The organism is Streptomyces gilvosporeus, from assembly GCF_002082195.1.
Taxonomy (GTDB): Bacteria; Actinomycetota; Actinomycetes; order Streptomycetales; family Streptomycetaceae; genus Streptomyces; species Streptomyces gilvosporeus.
On the sequence record NZ_CP020569.1, the window covers coordinates 4,853,176 to 4,867,160 of the forward strand.

General features: G+C 70.3%; 15 protein-coding genes. 10 read left to right on the top strand and 5 right to left on the bottom strand.

Annotated elements, in window-relative coordinates:
- Window positions 1-38 precede the first annotated feature (38 nt).
- The 4 genes from B1H19_RS21600 (at window position 39) to B1H19_RS21615 (ending at window position 5,000) form a co-directional block, all read left to right on the top strand.
- The gene (locus B1H19_RS21600) at window positions 39-1,259 is read left to right on the top strand and encodes a MerR family transcriptional regulator (protein WP_083106435.1); all 1,221 of its coding nucleotides are present in this window, start codon (window positions 39-41) and stop codon (window positions 1,257-1,259) included.
- Between the two features lie 16 nt (window positions 1,260-1,275).
- On the top strand, window positions 1,276-1,965 hold the full coding sequence (locus B1H19_RS21605) for a hypothetical protein (RefSeq protein ID WP_083106436.1): 690 nt from the start codon (window positions 1,276-1,278) through the stop codon (window positions 1,963-1,965).
- Between the two features lie 173 nt (window positions 1,966-2,138).
- Window positions 2,139-3,722 (top strand): serine hydrolase domain-containing protein, encoded by a 1,584-nt coding sequence (locus tag B1H19_RS21610; RefSeq protein WP_083106438.1) that lies wholly within the window; start codon window positions 2,139-2,141, stop codon window positions 3,720-3,722.
- 129 nt (window positions 3,723-3,851) lie between these two features.
- Window positions 3,852-5,000: a pyridoxal-phosphate-dependent aminotransferase family protein gene (locus B1H19_RS21615; RefSeq protein WP_083106441.1), complete on the top strand. Its 1,149-nt coding sequence runs from the start codon at window positions 3,852-3,854 to the stop codon at window positions 4,998-5,000.
- A 247-nt stretch (window positions 5,001-5,247) separates the two neighbouring features.
- Here B1H19_RS21615 and B1H19_RS39905 read toward each other — a convergent pair whose 3' ends face one another.
- Window positions 5,248-5,385 carry a hypothetical protein gene (locus tag B1H19_RS39905; protein ID WP_237289963.1) on the bottom strand — a complete coding sequence of 46 codons (138 nt, stop codon included), beginning with the start codon at window positions 5,383-5,385 and terminating at the stop codon, window positions 5,248-5,250.
- Between B1H19_RS39905 and B1H19_RS21620 the strand changes: the two genes are divergently transcribed.
- A complete protein-coding gene (locus tag B1H19_RS21620; protein ID WP_237289860.1) occupies window positions 5,326-6,033 on the top strand; it encodes a TetR/AcrR family transcriptional regulator in 708 nt (235 codons plus the stop codon). The genes B1H19_RS39905 and B1H19_RS21620 overlap by 60 nt on opposite strands.
- Here the strand turns inward: B1H19_RS21620 and B1H19_RS21625 are convergent.
- Both B1H19_RS21625 and B1H19_RS21630 read right to left on the bottom strand, forming a co-directional pair.
- On the bottom strand, window positions 6,017-6,469 hold the full coding sequence (locus B1H19_RS21625; RefSeq protein ID WP_083106446.1) for a GNAT family N-acetyltransferase: 453 nt from the start codon (window positions 6,467-6,469) through the stop codon (window positions 6,017-6,019). The two genes, B1H19_RS21620 and B1H19_RS21625, sit on opposite strands and share 17 nt — an antisense overlap.
- Before the next feature lie 47 nt (window positions 6,470-6,516).
- Complete coding sequence (locus B1H19_RS21630; RefSeq protein ID WP_083106449.1) at window positions 6,517-7,005, bottom strand: MarR family winged helix-turn-helix transcriptional regulator; 489 nt, start codon at window positions 7,003-7,005, stop codon at window positions 6,517-6,519.
- A gap of 133 nt (window positions 7,006-7,138) precedes the next feature.
- On the opposite strand from B1H19_RS21630, the gene B1H19_RS21635 reads away from it, so the two are divergent.
- Both B1H19_RS21635 and B1H19_RS21640 read left to right on the top strand, forming a co-directional pair.
- Window positions 7,139-8,371 (top strand): MFS transporter, encoded by a 1,233-nt coding sequence (locus tag B1H19_RS21635; RefSeq protein ID WP_083106452.1) that lies wholly within the window; start codon window positions 7,139-7,141, stop codon window positions 8,369-8,371.
- 93 nt (window positions 8,372-8,464) lie between these two features.
- Window positions 8,465-8,914 carry a GlcG/HbpS family heme-binding protein gene (locus B1H19_RS21640; protein ID WP_083106455.1) on the top strand — a complete coding sequence of 150 codons (450 nt, stop codon included), beginning with the start codon at window positions 8,465-8,467 and terminating at the stop codon, window positions 8,912-8,914.
- A gap of 32 nt (window positions 8,915-8,946) precedes the next feature.
- Here the strand turns inward: B1H19_RS21640 and B1H19_RS21645 are convergent, their stop codons facing one another.
- Window positions 8,947-9,456: a DUF2269 domain-containing protein gene (locus tag B1H19_RS21645; RefSeq protein ID WP_083109784.1), complete on the bottom strand. Its 510-nt coding sequence runs from the start codon at window positions 9,454-9,456 to the stop codon at window positions 8,947-8,949.
- Window positions 9,457-9,629: 173 nt separating this feature from the next.
- Here B1H19_RS21645 and B1H19_RS21650 point away from each other — a divergent pair, with 173 nt between their 5' ends.
- From B1H19_RS21650 to B1H19_RS21660, 3 genes are all read left to right on the top strand, one after another.
- Window positions 9,630-10,265, top strand: a complete 636-nt coding sequence (locus B1H19_RS21650) for an HAD family hydrolase (RefSeq protein WP_083106457.1) — start codon at window positions 9,630-9,632, stop codon at window positions 10,263-10,265.
- Between the two features lie 449 nt (window positions 10,266-10,714).
- The gene (locus tag B1H19_RS21655; RefSeq protein ID WP_083106460.1) at window positions 10,715-12,514 is read left to right on the top strand and encodes a globin domain-containing protein; all 1,800 of its coding nucleotides are present in this window, start codon (window positions 10,715-10,717) and stop codon (window positions 12,512-12,514) included.
- A 102-nt stretch (window positions 12,515-12,616) separates the two neighbouring features.
- Window positions 12,617-13,441, top strand: a complete 825-nt coding sequence (locus B1H19_RS21660) for a pyridoxamine 5'-phosphate oxidase family protein (RefSeq protein ID WP_083109785.1) — start codon at window positions 12,617-12,619, stop codon at window positions 13,439-13,441.
- A gap of 63 nt (window positions 13,442-13,504) precedes the next feature.
- Here the strand turns inward: B1H19_RS21660 and B1H19_RS21665 are convergent, their stop codons facing one another.
- The gene (locus tag B1H19_RS21665; protein WP_083106463.1) at window positions 13,505-13,984 is read right to left on the bottom strand and encodes an NUDIX domain-containing protein; all 480 of its coding nucleotides are present in this window, start codon (window positions 13,982-13,984) and stop codon (window positions 13,505-13,507) included.
- Window position 13,985: the final 1 nt, after the last annotated feature.

Here is a 13,985-nt window from a genome sequence, read left to right on the forward strand (position 1 = left end):
TTGACCTTCATGTGGCTTGAAGCCTGACAATCCGGCTCATGGACGAGGACGAGCTGTTGGGCATCGGCGCATTTGCGCGGCGGGTGGGGTTGGCGCCGAGCGCGTTGCGGTTCTACGACGACTGCGGTGTGCTGCGGCCGGCCCGGGTGGATGAGGCGACGGGCTACCGGTACTACGGGGCGGATCAGGCCGGCCGGGGTGTGCGGCTGCGGAGGCTGCGAGCGGCGGGGCTTCCGCTGCTGGATGTCGCGGTGGTGCTCGACGGACCACGGGAAGCGGCGCAAGGAGTGCTGCGGGCACATCTGGAGCGGACGCGGCGTACCGCGGACGAGGCCCGGGCAGTGGTCGAGGAATTTCTGCGGGAGGCGACGGGCGATGCTGCGACCTGCTGGGCACGAGCACGGGTCGATGGAGCCGAACTCGCCGCCGCAGTACGGCAGGTGGCACCCGCGGTTGCATCGGGGGAGGCGCGCGATGCGTTTCCGGTGCTGGGGTGTGTGCTGCTCGAACTCGTCGACGGCGAGGTGCAGTTGGTGGCGACGGACCGGTATCGGCTCGCCGTGCGGGTGCTGCGGGCCGCGGACTTCGAGGGCGGCGCGGGTAGGGCGCTGATCGGTGCGGAGCAGGCACAGGGACTGGCGGAGTGGGCCCTGCGGCAGATGACGGTCGAGGTGGAATGCGGGGTGCCGGCGGCGTCCGTGCCGGATGCGGCATCGGCCTTCGATGCGGCGGTGTTGCGGCTTCGGGGCGATGCGGACGGGGAGTGCTGGGAGTGGCCGCAGGCACCGCTCCAGAGGCAGGACCAGGACGCCGCGGCATTTCCGGACTATCGGTCGATGCTGGAGGGGCTGGAGGCTGGACGGTACCGGATCATCGTGGACCGGGTCGGGCTGCGGGACGCGGCCGCCGGACGAGGTGAGGTGGTGTTCCTCGCCATGGACGCGGGGGACAGCGGCGAACCGCAACTTGAGGTGACGGGCGGGGAGCGGCTCCCCATTCGGCTGCGAGCCGTGTTTCACGTGAAACATCGGGCCATGTTTCACGTGAAACATGGGGCGGTACCGCGGATCGCCTTCGCTCCGGCGGTGCTGCTACCGGCGCTGGAGGCCGGTGTGGGGCCCGATGTGCTGCTGGAAATCTCCGCAGCGGACCGGCCGGTGGTGGTCCGCTCCGCCGATCAGGGGAGTTTCACGACGCTGGTGATGCCGGTGAGCGAGCGGACCGGTGGCTCTGCGCATGCGGATCGCACCGATGACTGACACGAGGGGAAGAGGAATGGACCCCGAACTGCCGGTCGTACGGCTGTGCGTGGCGGGAATGCAGGCCGAGGCGGACGGGAGTGCCCACGCAGCGTACGAGTTCTTTCGGCAGGCATGGAACGCGGCCGGGGACGACTACGAGGCATGCATCGCCGCGCACTACCTGGCACGCCACCAATCCTCGCCGGAGGAGACGCTCCGCTGGAACCAGGAGTGTCTGGACCGGGCCGACCGGGTGGCGGACGAGCGGGTGCAGGCGTTCTACCCGTCGCTGTACCTGAACATGGGCCGGGCATACCTGAACATGGGCCAACCGGCGCTGGCGCACCAGCACTTCGTACGAGCCGCCGAGCGGGTGAGTGAGCTGCCCGACGGGCAGTACGGCGACTGGAACCGGTTCGCCATTGCGGAAGGGCTACGGGACACGGCGGCGGAGGCCCCGGCGGGCGGGACCGTGGCAGGCACCGCGGCGCCTCTTGCGCCGGTGGTCGATACCGGCATCCGTGAGCTGCAGTCGCGGTGGTGCGCGCGGGGCGATCTCATGGCGCTGGGGCTGACGCTGCCGGCCTTTCTCGGATATCTGGGGACGGACGAGGATCGGCTGCGGCTGCGCACCGCGCTGCACATGCTGCATGCCGCGCGCAGGCTGCCCCAGGACGAACAAACGGCGCTCGGGGCGCTGCTTGGGGCGGCCGCCCTGGGGTGACGATGTGCCGGTCCGGGCTCCGAAGCCCTCGCGTGACGGCCGAGGTTCGCGAGAGGGTGAGCCACGATGGGCGGCTGCCCGCCCTCGAGCAGTCCCACCAATAGCGCCGGCCACATCAACAGGGCCGGCCACATCAGCGAAGTCAGCCGCATCGGCCGTCATTGAGGAGCGCCATGACCACCGCCGCGTCCGCCCAGTCCCCGGCGGAGGAGCCGAAGGTCCACGACACTGTGGCCCAGGGCCCAGCTGCCCAGGGCTCTGCGGCACAAGAGACCGAGGCCCTGCCCGAACCGCGAGCCGGCGAGCCGGGACCGGTGGCCGGAGCGGCGGGGACGGTCGACACCGGCGAGGCCTATACCGAGCTGCTGCCGGAAACCCGGCGGGCGCTGCTGCGTCGGCTGGCGGTCGGACAGGCCGAGGGACGAGCGCCCTCGATGATGGGCGCGGTGGTCCGCGGCGGACGGACCGTATGGACGGGAGCCCGGACATCGGTGCCGGGCGAGGTGCCGCACGGCGAGGTGCAGTACCGGATCGGTTCGCTCACCAAGACCTTCGTCGCGGTGATGGTGCTGCGGCTGCGCGACGAGGGCCTGCTGGAACTGGAGGACCGGATCGGCACGCATCTGGAGGGAACGCCGGTGCCCCATGCCACGGTCGCTCAACTGCTGGCACACAGCTCGGGGCTTGCCGCGGAGCCACGCGGTCCGTGGTGGGAACGGACCGCGGGCGAGCTGCGCCCCGAGCCGGCCGATCTCTTCGGCGACCGGCCGCAGTGCCTTCCGGTAGGACGGCGGCATCACTACTCCAATCCCGGCTACGCGCTGCTCGGCGCGCTCGTGGAACGGCTCCGGGACGGTGAGCCCTGGGGCGAGCTGCTACGGCGCGAGGTACTGGAACCGCTGGGGATGGCGCGTACGACGCTGCACCCGCAGATGCCGCATGCGGGCGGCTGGGCGGTGCACCCGTGGGCCGATGCACTGCTGCCCGAACCGGCCGAGGACACGGGGCTGATGGGACCGGCCGGCCAGCTGTGGTCCACGCTGGAAGACCTGTGCCGGTGGGCGGCGTTCCTCCTGCGCGGCGACGAACGCGTGCTCAGCGCTGCCACCCTGGCCGAGATGCGGGCCCCGGCGGTGCCGCCCGAGGGGCCGGAATGGGAGGCGGGCTACGGCCTGGGGCTCCAGCTCGTACGGACGCCACCCCGTAGGGCGGCCAACGGCGAGGACGCCTCGGGCGGGCGCCGACTGGCCGGGCACACCGGCTCCATGCCGGGTTTCCTGGCCGCCCTGTGGATGGACACCGAGGCGGACGTCGCAGGGATTGCGCTGGCCAACTGCACCTCGGGGCCCGCGGTCGGCGCCATCGCGGCCGACCTTCTGGAGATCGTGGCCGACCGTGAACCGCGCATCCCCGAGCCCTGGCGTCCGCTGGCCGGCCCCCTCGACGAGGACCTGCTGGCGCTGACCGGACCGTGGTACTGGGGCGCCCGGCCGTTCGTGTTGCGGCTGACCGAGGAGCGCGGCCTGGAGCTGACACCTCTGTCGGGCGCCGGACGCGGTTCGCGCTTCCGGCCGGAGACGGACGGCAGCTGGACGGGCCTGGACGGCTACTACGCGGGCGAGACGCTGCGGGTGGTGCACGAGGAGGACGGCTCGGTCAGCCATCTGGACCTCGGAACGTTCGTCTTCACCCGCGGTCCGTACGAGCCCACCGGGCCGGTGCCGGGCGGCGTCGATGCGGAGGGCTGGCGGGTCTGAACGGCGTGGCCCGGGCCCGAAGGGAGGCCCCGGGCCCGTACGGCGGGGGTGTCGGGAGCGGACGTACAGTCGGTCGAGATGTCAAGAAGCCGCACCGGAGCGCGCGGCTCGCTACCGCTGGAAGGCCCTATGACTGCCGTGTCTGACTCGACCGCGAACCCCGCCGCCCCGGATCTGCTCGACCTGCCGCCGCTCACCGCAGCGCACTTCGCGCGGATCGAGGACAAGGTCGCCGCGTTGATGGGTACCCGCTGCGATGTGGTGGCGATGCAGGGGGAGGCGCTGCTGCCGCTGGAGGCCTGCATCCGCTCGGCCGTACGGCCCGGCAGCACCGCGCTCAACATCATCACCGGTCCTTACGGCGAGACCTTCGGCGGCTGGCTGCGCTCGTGCGGCGCCGAAGTCATCACCCTCACCGCGCCGTTCACGGGTGCGGTGAGCCCCCGTCAGGTGGCGGACGCGCTGCGCGAGCACCCCGAGATCGACTTTGTCAGCCTGGTGCACGCCGAGGCCGCGACGGGCAACACCAACCCGGTCGCCGAGATCGGTGCCGTGGTGCGCGAGCACGGGGCGCTGCTGATGCTCGATGCGGTCGCCTCGGTCGGCGCCGAGCCGCTGCGTACCGATGAGTGGGGCGTGGACCTGTGTGTGATCGGCGGGCAGAAGGCGCTGGCCGGGCCGGCCGGGGTGTCCGTGGCGTCGGTCAGCGCCCGGGCCTGGGAGCGGATCACGGCCAATGAGCAGGCCCCGCGACGCTCGTACCTCTCGCTGCGGGACTGGAAGGAGAGTTGGATCGACGGCGGCCGCGCGGCTCTGCCGCATGCGCCGGCGCAGCTGGAGATGCTCGCTTTGGAGCAGGCGGTGGACCATATCGACGCCGAGGGACTGGATGCCGTCATGACGAGGCATCGGGCGGCGGCCGCGGCGGTTCGGGCAGGCGCGCGGGTGCTGGGCGGACTGGTGCCGTATGTGATCCGGGACGAGGACGCGGCGCCCGCCGCGACCACGCTGCGCGCACCGCAGGGCGTGGATGCCCGCGAGGTGGTGTCCGCCGCGCTCGCCGCCGATGGGTCGGTGCCGGTGCAGGCCGCCGCGGGCGCGCTGGCCAAGGAGATGATCCGGGTGAACCACTACGGCCGGGCCGCGGACCGCGGTGTGGCGCTGGCTTCGCTGGCGGCGCTGGCCGGTGGCCTGCGGACGCTGAGCACGGAGGTGGACGAGGCCGCTGCCGTCGGGGCGGCGGCAGCGGCGTGGGACGAGGTCGTTGCCGGTCGCTGAGGGCGTCGACGGGCGCCGGTATCTGTGCGAACCGGCTGAGGCCATGGGGTGGGTCAGGTTTCACGTGAAACATGACCCACCTTTTTGCGTGCGGACGCGTTCGCCCCGGCTCGGGGCGGCTCTCCAGGCCCCCCTTCCGGCCTTCTCCTAGAATCGGAACGAACGGCCCGGTTGTTTTCCGGGCAGATTCCTAGGGGGCCGGGCGGTCTCGGGAGGCTTACGGATGGCGAGCGGCGGATCGGCACCTTCACGCGCGGATGCCCGCCGCAACCGTGCGCTGGTGCTCCAGGCGGCCCGATCCGCCTTCGAGGAGCAGGGGTTGGGGGTGCCGCTCGGTGAGATCGCACGGCGGGCCGGCGTGGGAGCCGGGACCGTGTATCGCCATTTCCCTTCCAAAGAAGCCTTGTTCAGGGCCTCGATCGTGGACCGGATAGTACTTTTCACGGATACGGCAAGGGACTTGGCCGATGCAGAGGACCCGGGCGGGGTGTTCTTTCGCTTTCTGTCGTCGGTCGTCCGGCTCGCCGCCCGGAACAAAGCGCTGTGCGATGCACTGGAGGCATCGGGCCAGGTGGATGCGGAGATGTCGCCGGAGCCGGAGCGGGACTTCGCGACGGCCCTCGGGGTGCTCCTGGTGCGCGCCCAACAGGCAGGCGCCGTACGACCGGACATCGACCTCGACGATGTCCGTGCGGTGATGGTCGGGTGTATGTCGATGGAGCGGCAGCGGTCCGGTGACGGGGCGACGACGTCGGTGCCGGGTCGGATGACGGCGCTGATGTGTGACGGGCTGCGAGCCGACCGCAGCGTAACGAAACTACCAACGGTGGCGGCCGGACATAACGAAACACGGTGCGAGGTGTGCGCCGGGCCGGTGACGGCGGCCCGAACCGGCCGGCCGCCGCGCTACTGCCGTGCCGCCTGCCGACAGAAGGCACACCGGGCACGGGAGCGGACCCGACGCGACAACGGTGCACGACGGCCGACGGACAAGGCTCCTGACGGGCCCGCCCGAGCTACAGGAGACGCTTGAAGCCCAGGTGGGAGGCCTCGAAGCCGAGGCGCTCGTAGAAGCGGTGGGCCTCGATGCGGCTGGCGTCGGACGTCAGCTGCACCAGCACGCAGCCACGCGCCCGGGATTCCTCGATCGCCCATTCGATGAGCTGAGTGCCCAGGCCGCTGCCCCGCGCGTCGGCGTGGATCCGTACGGCCTCGATCAGCGAACGGGCGGCGCCGCGGCGGGAGAGCCCGGGGAGGACGGTGAGCTGGAGCGTGCCGACCGTACGGCCGGCACGGACCGCGACGGCCAGGTACTGCTGCGGATCGGCCGCGATCGCCTGGTACGCGGAGCGGTACGGGGCCAGATCATCCGGAGACTCGCGGGTGGCGCCCAGCGGGTCGTCGGCCAGCATCGCGACGATGTCGGGCAGATCGGCCTCGGTCGCGCGGCGTATCTCGATATCGCTCATGAGCCGGACTCTATGTGGCGCCCGGGGCGGTGGGGCCCCTATCCGCGCTACTCCGAGGGCGCGAGCGTCTCCACGGCCGTGACCAAGGGCGCCAGCTCGGGGCGCTGGGCGGCGTCCTGGAGGGCCTCGCGCAGTGCGGTGTCATGTGTCGGCCGGGCCTCTGCCAGGAGGGTGAGGCCGTCCGGCGTGACGTTGGTGTAGATGCCGCGCCGGTCGTCCGGGCACAGATAGCGCTCCAGCAGCCCGCGATCCTCGAGGCGGGTGACCAGCCGGGTGGTGGCGCTCTGGCTGAGGACCACGGCGTCCGCCACCTGGTGCATCCGCAGATGGCCGCCTGGCCCGCTGTGCTGCTCGCTGAGCACGTTGATGACCGAGAACTCGCGGACGCTGAGGTCATGCTGGGCCTGGAGTGCCCGCTCGATGTGCGACTCGATGCGGCCGTGGAGCGCGGAGAGGGCGCACCAGCCCTGGGCGAGCCCACTGCCGGGCGCTCCCTCGGCCACTGCCTGCGGCGTCGCGTGCGTCTGCTGCGTCATCGGAGACCTCCTCATGGGTCGTACGAACCAGGATAGGACACCACCGAAATATCCCGCGCTTGCAATTAAAGAGCGTCTGCAATTATTGTGGACGCTTGTAAGCGACGGACGCAATCTTTCGGAGGGATCCGTCATGCCTCTCGCACTCCTGGCCCTCGCCATCGGTGCCTTCGGGATCGGAACGACCGAGTTCGCGGTCATGGGCCTGCTGCCCGACATGGCGGAGAGCTTTGGTGTCTCCATCCCGCTCGCCGGCTATGCGACCACCCTCTACGCCATGGGCGTGGTGGCCGGTGCACCGCTGATGACCGCGCTCGGCACGCGCTTCACGCGCAAGCAGATGCTGACGCTGCTGATGGGCCTGTTCATCGTGGGCAACCTGCTCACGGGCCTCGCGCCGGGCTTCGGCCTGATGCTGGTGGGGCGGATCGTCGCCGCCTTCACCCATGGCGCGTTCTTCGGTATCGGTGCCCTGGTGGCCGCCGACCTCGTCGCGCCCGACAAGCGCGCCACCGCGCTTTCGCTGATGTTCAGCGGCCTGACCGTCGCCAATGTCGTTGGTGTCCCGGCGGGCACCCTGCTCGCCCAGCAGTTCGGCTGGCGGGTCACGTTCTACGCCATCGCCGGGCTCGGTGTGCTCGCCCTGCTGGGCGTCGTCCTGCTCCTCCCCGCACAGCGGGCGAAAGCGGCCGCGCGCCTCGGCAGCGAGCTCGCGGTCTTCCGTAACCCACAGGTCGGCCTCGCGATGCTGATGACGATCCTCGGCTTCGGCGGTGTCTTCGCGGCCGTCACGTACCTCGCCTCGATGATGACCGAGGTCACCGGCTTCGCCCCGTCCTCGGTGATCTGGCTGACGGCCGTCTTCGGCCTCGGCATGGTGGGCGGAAACCTGGTCTCCGGCCGCTTCACCGACCGCGCCATGATGCCGATGCTCTACGTGGCGCTGACCGGTCTGGCGCTGGTGCTGGGCGCGTTCGTCTTCACCGCGCACAACAAGGCCGCCGCCACCGTCACCATCGCCCTGATCGGCTTCTTCGGCTTCGCGACCGTACCGCCGTTGCAGAAGCGGGTGATGGACCAGGCCGCTGCCGCCCCCACCCTTGCCTCGGCGGGCAATATCGCCGCCTTCAACTTCGGCAATGCGCTGGCGGCTTGGCTCGGTGGACTCGTCATCTCGGCTGGCCTCGGCTACACCGCGACCAACTGGGTCGGCGCGCTGATGACCGTCGCGGCGCTTGGTGTGGCGGTCTTCGCCTCCACCCTGGAACGGCGTACGGCGCGACGTGGCCGCGTGGTGACCGGCGGATCCTCCGCGGTCGCCGAGCAGCCGATATCGCCGATGACCGAGCAGCCGGTCGCCCACTAGGCCGCTCAATCGGCGAAAGCTGCCTTAACCACCGAAGCAACCGCAATCATCCGAACTACCCCGATAACCACCATCGTTCAAGGAACACGTCTCATGAGCACCACCGCCCCGACCACCCCCTCCCCGCTCACCGTCCGCCTCCTCACCACCCATGACGCCGATGTGCTCGTCCGAGCCGCCGCACGGGCCGCCGACGACCTCGGCATACGGGGCAGCGTCACCGTGCTGGACGCCGGCGGTCATCTCCTCGGCTTCCGGCGCGACGACCAGGCCGTGCTGATTTCCGGGGAGACCAGCACCCGCAAGGCGTACACCGCGCTCCAGTTGGATGCGCCGACCGTCGATCTCGTCGATCTCGTACGGCCCGACGGGCTCTTCCACACGCTGCCCACCGCGCTGGACCGGCCGCTTCTGTTCATCGCGGGCGGAGTGCCGCTTCATCGGGACGGCCGCCTGATCGGCGCGATAGGAGTCGGCGGCGGCACCCCCGAGCAGGACCACCGGATCGCCACCGCGGCGCTCGCGGAAGCGGAGCTCGTCTGACGGCGGGTGTTTCCGCGAGCCCGACCACGTGCCTAGGCCGACTGCGACCACCGCCGGTGGCGCAGCCGGCGGCCGCGTCGGGTCGGCCCCCAGGGCTTGAGCACGGAGATGGCCGTGAGGAAGAAGTACGTGGCCGTGGCGACGGCCGGTGCGATGAGAAGGCCGACGTCAGGCGTCGGGGTGCCCGCTGCGGCCTGTGCGGCAAGACGGTTGATGCCCGGCCGCAGCGCGAAGACCGACAGCAGCACGGTGATGAGGGTGAGCCAGAACTTGACGTAGACCCAGTGGTGGCGGGCCAGCCCCCAGGCCGTACCGAGAGCCAGCACCAGTCCGCTGACCAGCGAACCCAGCGCCATCGGCAGGATCAGCCAGTCGCCGAAGATCTTCATCGACCGATAGGCGGCCGCTGCGGTATCGGGGGACGCGGTGTACCCGGTGATGCTCAACGCGAGCAGCCCGAGCGTGAGCCCGAGCCAGCCGACGGAGACGGCGACATGGACGACGAGGACGGCCCGGCGGGCGCGGCGGCTGAGGTGCGGCATGCCGTCCACGGTGCCGGGCCGGGCCGCGCGGTACATCTGACGGCGGGAGTATCCGCGTCTACGCGGCGGTGAGTACGGGCTCGTGCGGTGTGTCCCCTCTGCACGGTGCGCTCCGCTTGCACGCTGAGCCCCGGCCGGTGTGCGCCGGGCACCGCCGACGTACCCTCCCCGGCATGACCAAGCTGCATCTGTTCGACATGGATGGGACCCTCCTGTACGGGTCCGCGGCCGCCGTCGAGATCTCCCGGCAGCTCGGACTGGAGCGGGAGATCGCCGAGCTGGAGCGCGGGTTTCTGGCCGGCGAGCTGACGCCGGAGCGGTTCGCACAGCTGGCGGCCGACCTCTGGGCCGCCGAGCTGACCGAACCTCATCTCGCGGCGGCCTTCGACAACGCTCCTTGGCTGGCCGGGATTCAGGAGGTATGGGCGGATATCCGCGCGCATGGCGAACGGTGCGCGGTGATTTCTCTCTCCCCGGACTTCTTCGTTGCCCGCCTGCTGTCCTGGGGCGTCGATACGACCCACGGCTCGCGCTGGCCCGCGGTGCCGATCCGGCAGCCGGTGGAACCCGACGGCATCCTCACCGCGGCCGCGAAGGTGCGGATCGCAGATGAACTCTGTGTGGAGTACGGGCTGACCCGCGCCGACTGCGTGGCATACGGCGATTCGATGTCGGACACGGACCTGTTCGCGGTGGTTGGGGCGTCGGTGGCCGTGAATGCGGATCATCATGTCCGTGACGTCGCCTCATATGCGTATGTGGGGCGTGATCTGCGCGAGGCCTATGAACTGGTGCGTACCGGCCAGTAATTCGGAGCTTTCTACGGCGGCATTCGTCTGTGATATGTACGGAAAACGCGCTCTGTGGGGAGTCTCACTGTTATCGAAGGGGGCGCGCGGAGTGCTCCCGGATCAGGGCTTGTAGTTTCAACCGGTGCCGGTATGGTCGACTCCGGCTTGGCGGGGGTGAGGGCTTCCGCGGGCGCGCCGGGGGCCGGCAAGCCCACCAGAGTACCGGCGCGGCGGCCCGCAACGACCGAACTTCCGGCTATTTGTCCGATGTGTTGGGTCGGAGTGGCAGGCTGCCGAGTCGTGTCCGCGTCGATCGTCGCGGTCAAGCGAGACTTGTCCGCTTTGGAGGGTGTTGCCGGAATAGCTTGAATGGATTAAGAATTCCGGGGCAGGGCGGGGGAATTCCGGGCAGTTCCGATCAACGGAAGTGCGAAGACAACCGAAAGACGTTCGAGGCGAGGCAGACCATGGACGCTCCGACCACCACATCGGCCGATAACGGCTCTTCTGGCGGCAGCAGTGGCGATTGGGGTTGGTTCACTCCGCCGTCGAAGAAGTCTTCCGAAACGCAGCGCGACCAGCAGCAAAGCCCGGATGATCAGGGCGGTCCCGGCGACCGGGGCGCCGCAGACGGTCAGGAGGGGCAGGGCCGGGAGCGGATACCCAGCCGGCCGGTCAACCCGATCAGACCGGTGGGCACCGCCGCCGAGCGCGAGCGCGTACCGGAACCGCGGCAGGAGCCTCAGTCGCGCCAGGCGCCTCAGCAGAGCCAGCAAGCCCAGCCTTCTCAGGAAGCCTGGACACCGCAGGAGCCCCTGCCACCGCGCAAGACCCCGCAGGGCCAGGAGTCGCCGCTGTACCGGGAGCCCAGGCCGTCCTGGGAGCCCGAGCCGGTACACGAGTCGGTTCACTCCACAGGAGTCGGTAGCGGCCCCACACCCGCCGCGGCACCGGCAGCCGAGCCGGCCCCCCGCCCCTTCTTCACTCCTCCGGAACACCAGGTCGAGCGTCAGGCGGAGCGCCGGTCCGAGCCCCAGGCCGACCGTGAGGCCGCCGTACGCCGCCCCGTCGCCCAAGAGCCAACCCTGGGCGCAGTGGAAGCGGCCGCCTCCGCCGCCCCCTCGGCCTCACCCGATGCTCTTCTCATCCGGCAGACCATGGCCGAGATCGAGCCGGTGGCCGACAAGGTCACCTCGTACTTCTACGCGCTGCTGTTCGTCCGGTACCCCGATCTGCGGGCGCTGTTCCCCGCTTCGATGGACACCCAGCGCGACCGGCTGTTCAAGGCGCTGCTCACCGCAGCCAAGCACGTCGACGACGCCGACATCCTCACCGAGTACCTCACGCACCTCGGCCGTGGCCACCGGAAGTACGGCACCCTGCCCGACCACTACCCGGCCGTCGGCGAATGCCTGCTCAGCGCGCTCTCGCGTTATGCGACCTCCAGCTGGAGCCAGGAGACCGAGGACGCCTGGGTGCGCGCGTACACCGCCATCTCGCAGATCATGATCGATGCTGCCGCCGAGAACGAGGCGGTGGCCCCCGCCTGGTGGCAGGCCGAGGTGGTCTCGCACGAGCTGCGGACGCCGGACATCGCGGTGGTGACGGTCCGTCCCGACCAGCCGTACCCGTTCCTCGCCGGCCAGTACACCAGCCTGGAAACCCCCTGGTGGCCACGGGTGTGGCGGCATTACTCCTTCGCCTCGGCGCCGCGTTCGGACGGCCTGCTGTCGTTCCACGTCAAGGCGGTACCGGCGGGCTGGGTCTCCAATGCGATGGTGCACCGCGCCCGCCCCGGCGACGTCATCCGCCTCGGTGCACCGGGTGGCTCGATGACCGTCGACCACACCACCCGCACCGGCATGCTGTGCGTCGGCGGCGGCACCGGCATCGCGCCCATCAAGGCGCTGATCGAGGACGTCGCCCAGCACGGCGTCCGGCGTCCCGTCGATGTCTTCTACGGCGCCCGCAGCGACCACGACCTCTACGACATCGACACCATGCTGCGTCTGGAGCAGGAACACCCCTGGCTCCAGGTCCGCCCGGTCGTCGCGAACGGCCCGACGGGCCGCGGCGGGGCGAGCACCGTAACCGGCCAACTCCCCGACGCGGTACGCAAGTACGGCCCGTTCCCGGAATACGACGCTTACCTTTCGGGGCCGCCCGGAATGATCCGCAGGGGTGTGGACGCACTGGTGGGGGTCGGCATCCCGTCCGGCCGCATCCGGCATGACTCCATCGAAGAGCTGGTCTCGACAGGAGATTGACGTCAGGAGATTGAGGTCGTGACAGCGCAGGGTGAATTCGGTCGAACTGGGGACGAACGGGACGCGGAGTGGGAGCGCCCCGGGAGCGATGGCGAGCACTTGGTGCAGCAGAGGCTCGGTACGACCCGGCGCGCCGACCGCTTCTACGAGGAGCAGGTCCTCGACCATCTCAACGCCCGGATGCAGGAATTCGTGGCTCGGCAGGAGATGTTTTTCCTGGCCACCGCCGACCGGTACGGCGAATGCGACTCCACCTTTCGCGCCGGTCCGCCCGGATTCGTCCGGGTGTTGGACGAGCGGTTGCTGGCCTACCCGGAATACCGGGGCAACGGCGTCATGGCCTCCATCGGCAATATCTCGGAGAACCCGCGGCTGGGCATCTTGATGATCGACTTCACCCGGGACCGCATCGGGCTGCACATCAACGGCCGGGCACGGGTGGTGCTCGACGAGGAGATGCGGGCCGCTCACCCCGACCTGCCGGTCGATCCGGTACCCGGGCGGCGCGCGCAGCTATGGGTGGCGGTCGAGATCGAGGAGGCGTACATCCACTGCGCCAAACACATTCCGCATCTGCAGAAGATCCCGGCGCGGGAGCGCGGAGCGCGCGCCTGGGGCACCGACGACTTCAAGCGCAAGGGCGGCGACTTCTTCGGCGCGGCGGCGGAAGCCGCGGAGCGGGCGCCCTTCCGGCGTGCGGAGCGCAAGGACGAGAACCACGTGCGGGACGGGGTGCGCGGCTACGAGCGGAGCGAAGCGAGCCACGGGCGCGGAGACGCCCCTGCAAGGACGTCCGGACCCAGGCGGCGCAGCTTTGGCGAGCAGCTCAATGAGGAGTTCCTCGACCGGGTCGAGCAGGTACTCGCCCGGGCACAGCCACGGCGCCCCGTGGAGGAGGAGCCGGAATTCCGCGGCTGGTTCGCCTGACGGAGCGGCGCCGAGGAACCACGGCAGGGTCGCCGCAGCGCACGGGCCGGTGCCCTGGGACCTTCACCCCAGGTCCGGAGCGTGCATGGCCCGCACGCCCTCGATGTTCCCGTCGAGGTAGTGCCGCAGTGACAGCGGTACGACCTCGGCGGAGGCGATCCCGACACGGGTGAACGGCACCCGCACGATTTCGTAATCTCCGCACGGCTCCTCCACCTCGGGGCCGTGCCGGCGGGAGAGATCCATCGAGTCCAGTCGGCAGACGAAGAAGTGCTGCACCTTCACACCGTCCACCCCGCCCTCGCTGAAGTGCTCGACGGTGTCGACGAAAACCGGCACTACGTCCTTGACCTTCGCCCCCAGCTCTTCGTCCAGCTCGCGGTGGAGGGCGTCGACGACGGTGGCGTCCCCGGGCTCCACACCGCCGCCCGGGGTGATCCAGTACGGAGCGCGGCCCGGCTTGGTGCGCTTGATCAGGACGAGGTCCGCTCCATCGAGCAGAATCGCGCGGGCGGTGCGTTTGACGACTGGCCGTACGGTCATA

Bases quoted from the DNA above. Each gene is read 5' to 3' on its own strand.
- B1H19_RS21605 (WP_083106436.1), top strand. From the start codon at position 1,276: ATGGACCCCGAACTGCCGGTCGTACGGCTGTGCGTGGCGGGAATGCAG.
- B1H19_RS21600 (WP_083106435.1), top strand. From the start codon at position 39: ATGGACGAGGACGAGCTGTTGGGCATCGGCGCATTTGCGCGGCGGGTG.
- B1H19_RS21610 (WP_083106438.1), top strand. From the start codon at position 2,139: ATGACCACCGCCGCGTCCGCCCAGTCCCCGGCGGAGGAGCCGAAGGTC.
- B1H19_RS21650 (WP_083106457.1), top strand. From the start codon at position 9,630: ATGACCAAGCTGCATCTGTTCGACATGGATGGGACCCTCCTGTACGGG.
- B1H19_RS21635 (WP_083106452.1), top strand. From the start codon at position 7,139: ATGCCTCTCGCACTCCTGGCCCTCGCCATCGGTGCCTTCGGGATCGGA.
- B1H19_RS21640 (WP_083106455.1), top strand. From the start codon at position 8,465: ATGAGCACCACCGCCCCGACCACCCCCTCCCCGCTCACCGTCCGCCTC.
- B1H19_RS21630 (WP_083106449.1), bottom strand. From the start codon at position 7,005: ATGACGCAGCAGACGCACGCGACGCCGCAGGCAGTGGCCGAGGGAGCG.
- B1H19_RS21645 (WP_083109784.1), bottom strand. From the start codon at position 9,456: ATGCCGCACCTCAGCCGCCGCGCCCGCCGGGCCGTCCTCGTCGTCCAT.
- B1H19_RS39905 (WP_237289963.1), bottom strand. From the start codon at position 5,385: ATGGCGATACACGGTCCCGGCTCCCACGCCGGCCCGCCGTGCGATCTC.
- B1H19_RS21655 (WP_083106460.1), top strand. From the start codon at position 10,715: ATGGACGCTCCGACCACCACATCGGCCGATAACGGCTCTTCTGGCGGC.
- B1H19_RS21625 (WP_083106446.1), bottom strand. From the start codon at position 6,469: ATGAGCGATATCGAGATACGCCGCGCGACCGAGGCCGATCTGCCCGAC.
- B1H19_RS21615 (WP_083106441.1), top strand. From the start codon at position 3,852: ATGACTGCCGTGTCTGACTCGACCGCGAACCCCGCCGCCCCGGATCTG.
- B1H19_RS21665 (WP_083106463.1), bottom strand. From the start codon at position 13,984: ATGACCGTACGGCCAGTCGTCAAACGCACCGCCCGCGCGATTCTGCTC.